3 protein-coding genes are annotated in these 1,541 nt (G+C 73.3%); all 3 read right to left on the bottom strand.

The annotated features are described in order from the left end of the window. A partial coding sequence (locus ACFW2Y_RS35830) for a hypothetical protein (protein WP_384887929.1) occupies positions 1 to 271 on the bottom strand: 271 nt, incomplete at its 3' end. 238 nt (positions 272 to 509) lie between these two features. Further along, entirely contained in the window at positions 510 to 1,016 is a 507-nt protein-coding gene (locus ACFW2Y_RS35825; RefSeq protein ID WP_384887926.1) for a DUF664 domain-containing protein, read from the bottom strand. Next, entirely contained in the window at positions 1,013 to 1,417 is a 405-nt protein-coding gene (locus tag ACFW2Y_RS35820; protein ID WP_384887925.1) for a DUF1992 domain-containing protein, read from the bottom strand. Before ACFW2Y_RS35820 ends, ACFW2Y_RS35825 begins: the two co-directional genes overlap by 4 nt. Positions 1,418 to 1,541: the final 124 nt, after the last annotated feature.

The following is a 1,541-nucleotide window of genomic DNA, read 5'->3' as shown; positions in this document are numbered from 1 at the left end:
GACCGGGGGTGCTTGTCGCCCGGGTCAGGAGACCGAGCTGAACGCGGTGCCCTCTCCCTCGTAGAGGTCCGTGGTGGTGCGGGTGAAGGGGGCGCTGGGCCTTCTTGCCGGTGGCGAGGTGGCGCAGGGTGACAGTTCCCTCGCCGTTGTACCGGGACAGGCTCCAGGTGTGGGTGGCCCTGCCGTCGTTCTGGTCGAGGTCGACAACGGACGGGACGGACGAGGAGGCCAGGTCGAGCTCGGTCGGCAGGCCGGCGGAGGCGACGAGCATGACGACCGGAGCGCCCCCTCGCCGGGAGCGGTCTTGTAGACGCCCTCGCCGCCCCGGCTGATCGAGCCGCCGCGGACGAGGACCGAGCAGTCGGGGGCCGTGGCCATCGAATCGACGTGGTCCAGGAGCGCGGTGGAGCTGCCCGGGTCGTGCAGGAGTTCCGAACTCGTGACGGCTGTCCGCGTACGGGCCCGCCCGCGGACGCTCGACGACGGCGCCGCAGCGCTGCCCGGCGCCGCTAGCGTCGCTCGACCAGGCCCCGTACGTAAGCCGCCTGTCCCGCGTGCTGGAGGTCGTCCGCGATCACCGACACCAAGCGCACCCCGAGGGTGACCGGCGGGTCCCAGGCGGTGTCCACGACCCGTGCCAGGTCCTCCTCCGTGACCGCGCCGACCAGCGCCTCGGTCCGGGAGTGGACGGCGTCGTGGTAGCCGAGCAGCAGGTCCGCCGTGGCCCGGACCGCTCCGACCTGGGCGCTCGTCTGCCCGTAGCCGGTGGCCCGCTGCGGGAACGGCAGCCCGAAGCGGGCCGCCCAACCGTCCGAGGCCCACAGTTGCTCCTCGCCGAACGCGTCCGCGAGGTGGTCGTCCTGGATCCGGGTGAGGTGCCAGACGAGCCAGGCGATCGAGTTGGCGTCGGGATCGACGCGTACGGCGAGCTCCTCCTCCGTCAGCCCTTCCACGGCACCGTGGACGGCCTCGCGCACCCGCCCGAAGGAGTCGACCAGCAGTCCGGCGCTGTTCACGGGAGCTTCCTCTCCGCCTTCCACTGCCGCACCGCCGCCTCGACGTCGAAGGGCCTCAGCTGCAGCGGAGGCCCCGCGGGCGGGCGGCGGAGGGCCTCGGCGATCTTCGCGTTGACCTCTTCGAGGACGCGGCGGACCTGCCCCTCCGAGACGGCCCGGGCCACGGCCGCCTCGGCGTCCTCGGCCTCCTTGCGCAGGGCGAGCGAGGGGGGTAGCGCGGAAGCCCCCTCGCGGTGCATCTTCCCCTTGATCCACCACAGCTCGTCGTACGGCGCCGAGTCGTTCGGAAGCGGCTTGCCGAAGCCGGACAGGTTCCGGAACTCGCCGCGCTCCGCTGCCTCGCGGATCTGCTTGTCCACGAACGACTCGAAGCTGACTCCGGGCGGCTTGCGTTCGGTCATGTCTCCAGACTACGTACGCGCCGGGGAGCGCGCGTGGCCCGCGCGGGCCACGCGGGGCTCGGGCCGACACCGGCGCGGTCATCCGGAACTGCCGGCCCCGGGGAGGGGGGAAGGACCCCGCCCC

Source organism: Streptomyces sp. NPDC058877 (assembly GCF_042742855.1).
GTDB lineage: Bacteria > Actinomycetota > Actinomycetes > Streptomycetales > Streptomycetaceae > Streptomyces.
Note: the sequence above shows the minus strand (reverse complement) of the source record. Positions and strands in the feature narration are given on the sequence as shown.

Coding starts and splice junctions, on each gene's coding strand:
- ACFW2Y_RS35820 (WP_384887925.1), bottom strand. CDS start 1,417: ATGACCGAACGCAAGCCGCCCGGAGTCAGCTTCGAGTCGTTCGTGGAC.